The organism is Bacillus sp. S4 (assembly GCF_040838205.1).
GTDB classification, from domain to species: Bacteria; Bacillota; Bacilli; order Bacillales; family Bacillaceae_G; genus Bacillus_A; species Bacillus_A cereus_U.
The window spans coordinates 1-4,612 of sequence record NZ_JBFPJI010000269.1 but is presented as its reverse complement, the minus strand read 5'-3'; the positions used below and the strand labels follow the sequence as shown (position 1 = coordinate 4,612).

The window sequence follows — 4,612 nt, the reverse complement described above, 5'->3', positions numbered from 1 at the left end:
AGCTTATTTAACAAAGAGTGAAGAAATATCTAGCATAATATCTTTAATGTTCGCTTATGCAAGACTACAATCTGATCTTGATACACGCGATACTGACGCTCAATCCCTTGTCGATAAAGTATCACAATTACACGTGAAAGTAAGTGCGGCTAAATCTTTCTTTTCCCCATTCTTGCTTAGTGTAGATGAAAACACATTACATTCTTACATAGAAGAAACAGAAGGCTTACACCATTATAAAGAAGACTTATTCGAATTATACCGCTATAAAAAACACGTTTTGAATAAAGACCAAGAAGAAATTTTATCACAAATGGGTGAAGCACTCTCCTCCCCGCAGCATACATTTGGCATGTTAAATAATGCAGATATAATTTTTGGTGAAGTGACTACTGATGATGGAGAAAAAGTAAACTTAACACGTGGAATGTATTCAAAGTTAATAGAAGATGAGAATCGTGAGAAACGTAAAGAAGCTTATAAAGCTTATTACAAGCCATATATTCAGTTGAAAAACTCTATCGCTTCTACTTTGTCCGCAGCTATTAAAAATAATGTTACTGTTTCAAAGCTACGAAAATATCCATCAGCTTTAGAAAAATCATTATTTGGCGACATGGTTCCGAAAGAAGTATATGAAAATTTAATCGACACGACGAAAAAAAACATTCAATCATTACATACGTATAATGAACTTAGAAAAGAAAAATTAAATGTAGATGAACTAAGACAATACGACTTGAGTGTTGATTTAGTAAAAGGTGTAAAACAAGACATTCCATACGACGAAGCGTTTGATATAATGATCGCGTCACTAGCTCCTTTAGGTGAAGAATATATCGAAACATTAAAAAGCTTTAAAGATAAACGATATATAGACGTGAGAGAAACACCAGGAAAACGTTCTGGCGCTTATAATTTTGGTGTATACGGTGTTCATCCTTTCATTCTTTTAAATCATCACGATGATTTAAATAGCCTTTTCACCCTTACTCATGAATGTGGTCACGGAATGCATACGCATTACTCACACGGATACCAGCCAAGAATTTCTGCACATTATTCCATTTTTGTCGCAGAAGTCGCTTCTACCGTAAATGAAGTGTTATTAATTCACTATTTATTAAAAGAAGCGAAAGAAACGAACGTACGTAATCATTTAATTAACTACTTTATCGATAGCTTTAAAGGTACCTTCTTTACACAAATCATGTTTGCAGAATTTGAAAAAACCACACATGAAATGGCCGAGCAAGGTAAACCATTAAATGCCCAAGTCTTTAGCGAAATTTATGAAAAGCTATTTAGAGAATATAACGGTGATTCACTTATGTTTGATGAAGAAGTAAAATATGGATGGTCTAGAATCCCTCATTTCTATCGTCCATTTTACGTGTACAAATACGCAACGGGCTTCGCCTCTGCAATCCAAATCGCCGATAAATTATTAAGCGGCGACCCAAATGCCCAGAAAAATTATATTGAATTCCTTAAAGGTGGAAGTTCTGACTATCCATTAAACCTACTGAAAAAAGCTGGCGTTGATTTAACTACACCAGCACCGATTGAAAGTGCGTTGAATCGTTTTGCTCAACTTGTTGAAGAGTTTTCAGCATTATAAGAAAAACGCATGCAGAGTTATGCTCTGCATGCTTCTTTCATTTAAATCACTTTATTCTAAATGCTGCTGCGTCACACAGTGAATCATGCCACCATACGCATACAATTCATTTACATGAATCCCAACAATTCTTCTTCCTGGAAACTGCCCTTCAATGATTTGAAGTCCTAACTTATCATGTTCATCACCGTATATAGGAACCAATACAACTTCATTTCCAATATAAAAGTTCAAATACGAACCTTTACAGTCTGCCTCTTTTACCACTTTTCTTGTTACAGGTACTGGGATGAGCTGAAATGGATTTCCATCTATATTTCTCGCTTGTCGCAATTCTTGATAATGCTTTTCCTGCGCCTCCAAAAGGTACGACTCTCCTTCCCCAAAAGGATCATATTCATAAAGAATTGTATTTTCATTTACAAAACGCGCTGCCCCATCAATATGGTAATCTGTATCTTCATCATAATTATCCTCTCCGCGAATACCAGTTATCCATATGAAATTCGTTACTCCCAAATACTTCGTTAACTCTATTTCAATCTCTTCCTGACTTAGTGTAGGATTTCGATTTTCATTTATAATAGAAGTTTTTGCCGCCATTAAGGTGCCATTTCCATTTATCTCTATTCCTCCACCTTCTATACAAACACTAGATTTAACTTTTGGAATGCTATACATTTCACTTATTTTCTCTGGAATAACAGCGTCTTTTTCATACGGGTATTTATCCCCCCAACCATTAAATACCCAGTGTGTTAGGCAGATGTTTCTCTCTTTATCTTTTACAAAGATTGGTCCATTATCTCTTATCCAAACATCATCGGTTTCTTGAACTAAAAAATCAATTTTATCCATATTTACTTTCGCTTCAATTAACTTTGATTGGACATGTACCTTTTCTTCCTCATCACATACAACAATATGCACATTTTCTCCATAATGAAGCTCCTTTGCCATCGATATCCAAATATCATCCAACTTAGCTCTGTAACCTTCACCTCTATGCGTTTTATCATGAGGCCATTGGAGCCATGTCCCCTCATGTTTTTCCCACTCAGCAGGCATATAAAACAAACTATTTTCCATATTTCTCATACATGTTCACCCCTTCTTCGAATGTAAGTTCAGTCTAAACTTTGACATCGTGTTAAGGTCAACAGAAATATATTCATTTACTTGTGGCAACCAAATAAGATTACTCGCTATTTCTCCTTGTGATACACTACTTCTCCTTGTAAAACCGTCACTAAAACTTTCGCATTCGGAATCTTATCGGCACTCATTTTCGTAATATCTTCATTTAGTAATACCATATCAGCTGATTTCCCTACTTCAATCGAGCCAGTAATGTTATCAAGACCTAATGCTTTGGCTGGCTTAATTGTATAAGCATCAATAGCTGCATGTACATCGGATAAGCCTTTCTCATCAATACTTAATGCATTCGAAATCGTCACAAGTGGATTCAGTTCATTTACATCCCAATCACTACTAAGCGATACATTTGCTCCTGTTTTCCAAATTCGCCCTAACGGCATAATTCGTTTCATCTGTTGATCTGAAAAATACGTACTTGCCCAGCTTTGTTTAGGATCTTCCGCAAAATCATGACCTACTTGAAAATCAGCGCTAATACCTAACTCAGCAAAACGTTTTATATCACTATCTTCTACCATCTCCACATGCGTGAGCGTATAAGGCTGATTTGCCCCTTCTTTTTTCGCTGCTTCAATTGCGTTTAAACTTTCTCTTACCCCGCCGTCTCCAATCGCGTGGATTAACGCACCGTAACCAATTTTATTAAGTTCAGTCAACCACCACTTCATCTTTTCTTCTGGAATATAGTTCAAACCATATGGAGTCCCTTGAAACCACTCAAATTTATATTTTTCTAGTATTTTAGCTGTGCTATTAATACTAATTCCATCACTATACATTTTCACTTGATTTATAAGCATTCGGGATGACAAATCATCACGTTTAATTTTTTTGAAATACTCCATTTGTTCTGCTTCATTTAAATTCGGATATACCCATGGACGAAGTACTACTCGTGACGTTAGCTTTTTTTCATCATAAACTTTATTCCAAACATCTAACCAGCCTCGCTTCCAATAGAGACGTCCATCACCGACTGTAGTAATACCATTCTTCGCAACCTCATCTAATCCGTCCAACAAACCTTCATAATTTTTTTCAAACAGATTCGGCTGGGAATTCCATGCTTTTTCCATCACGATATCTCCAGCTGTATCATAAAGAATACCAAACGGTTCTCCTGTCTCTGGATCTCGAATGATTCTTCCGCCTTGCGGATCTTTCGTATCTTTATTTATCCCAGCTAACTCCAATGCTTTCGAGTTAACCCATACAGAATGAGAGGTTCTTTCCATAATTAATACTGGATTATTAGGAAATAACTCATTTAGAACTTGTAATGGAGTTTGTTGTTCTGATTTTTCGTCCATATCTTTTAACAGCTCTTCTAAACTAAATCCAGTTCCGCTTATCCATTCCCCTTCTTTTACATCTTTTTTACACGCTTTTAAATACGAGCGTTGTTCTTGCAGCGAAGCATCTGGTGAGACACTACAATTCCCTGCTGCTGGTGATTTCGCTTCAAATATATGATTATGATTGTCCACAAAACCAGGGAGGATAAAACGCCCTTGTAAATCCACCACTTTCGTATCTTCATTTATAAATCCCTCTACATCCTTGTTTGAACCAACAAATGTAATTTTCCCTTCTTTAACGGCTACAGCCTCTACGATGTCTTGCTTTCCATTTGAAGTATAGATTGTACCATTTTTAAATACTACATTCTTCGGCAACTGATTAGGTAGAACAGAGCTACCATTCTCACCTTCTCCTACTTCAGGAGTACACGCTGAGATCCATACCATACTAAGAATTAGACAAATAAGTAAAATTTTTCTTTTCATATTCTTTCCCCTTTTTATTATGATAAATTGCTTACATATATAG

3 protein-coding genes are annotated in these 4,612 nt (G+C 36.0%); 1 reads left to right on the top strand and 2 read right to left on the bottom strand.

Features of this window, described 5'->3' with window-relative positions; genetic code table 11:
• Positions 1–1,621: oligoendopeptidase F (gene pepF / locus AB3X48_RS18195; protein WP_367959784.1), on the top strand; the 1,621-nt coding region annotated here is incomplete at its 5' end.
• 51 nt (positions 1,622–1,672) lie between these two features.
• On the opposite strand, the gene AB3X48_RS18190 is transcribed toward pepF, so the two are convergent.
• Together AB3X48_RS18190 and AB3X48_RS18185 are read right to left on the bottom strand one after the other, a co-directional pair.
• A complete protein-coding gene (locus AB3X48_RS18190) occupies positions 1,673–2,719 on the bottom strand; it encodes an agmatine deiminase family protein (RefSeq protein WP_016105590.1) in 1,047 nt (348 codons plus the stop codon).
• A 107-nt stretch (positions 2,720–2,826) separates the two neighbouring features.
• Positions 2,827–4,569 (bottom strand): amidohydrolase, encoded by a 1,743-nt coding sequence (locus AB3X48_RS18185; protein ID WP_016105591.1) that lies wholly within the window; start codon positions 4,567–4,569, stop codon positions 2,827–2,829.
• Positions 4,570–4,612 lie beyond the last annotated feature (43 nt).